Below are 384 nucleotides of genomic sequence, written 5' to 3' on the forward strand. Positions count from 1 at the left end.
CGATCCCGTTCCTGTCGACGGTGGAGGGCCGGTGGTTGGAGGGTCCTGAGCTGGACGGCGGGTACTGGTACCGCAACCTGCGGCAGACCGTGCGCTTCGCCGAGGCCGTCGAGACCCTCGCCGCCGCGGAGTACCGCGCGGTCGTCGAGGTCAGCGCCCACCCGGTGCTCGCCCACAGCATCGTCGAGGCGCTGGAGGCGGCCTCCGTGCGCGAGGCGGCCGTCACCGGCACGCTGCGGCGCGACGAGGGCGGGTGGGACCGCGTCCTTCTCTCCGACGACGATCTGCACGTCCGCGGGGTGTAGGTCGACTGGTCGGCCTCCTACGACGGGGCCGGACCCCTCGCTCCCTCCTAACTCCCGACCTACGCCTTCCAGCACCGGC

Annotated in this window: 1 protein-coding gene; it reads left to right on the plus strand. The window is 72.9% G+C overall.

Going from position 1 to position 384, the window contains the following annotated elements; genetic code table 11:
• Nucleotides 1-305, plus strand: a 305-nt coding sequence (locus tag PUR61_RS08020; RefSeq protein ID WP_329877179.1) for an acyltransferase domain-containing protein, incomplete at its 5' end; no start/stop codon positions are given.
• Between the last annotated feature and the right edge of the window lie 79 nt (nucleotides 306-384).

Origin of the sequence: Streptomyces sp. BE20, assembly GCF_036322525.1 — a bacterium.
Classification (GTDB): Bacteria; Actinomycetota; Actinomycetes; order Streptomycetales; family Streptomycetaceae; genus Kitasatospora.